Raw genomic sequence first — 230 nt, 5'->3', positions numbered from 1 at the left:
AGTTGGCCGAGGCGCTCGGATGCGTCGGATTGCGTTGTGAGCGTGAAGAAGACGTCGTCGACGTGATCAACCAGGCTCGGGCGATCAACGACCGCCCGGTGGTGATCGACTTCATCGTCGGCGCCGACGCGCAGGTCTGGCCGATGGTGGCCGCCGGCACCTCCAACGACGAGATCCAGGCCGCCCGCGGCATCCGCCCGCTGTTCGACGACGGCGTCGAGGGGCATGCC

General features: G+C 68.3%; 1 pseudogene. It reads left to right on the top strand.

Annotated elements, in window-relative coordinates:
* Positions 1 to 230 (top strand): annotated as a pseudogene (locus FVA95_RS30520) (acetolactate synthase large subunit); the annotation flags it as partial.

This window comes from Pseudonocardia sp. EV170527-09 (genome assembly GCF_008369905.1).
Classification (GTDB): Bacteria; Actinomycetota; Actinomycetes; order Mycobacteriales; family Pseudonocardiaceae; genus Pseudonocardia.
Note: the sequence above shows the minus strand (reverse complement) of the source record. Positions and strands in the feature narration are given on the sequence as shown.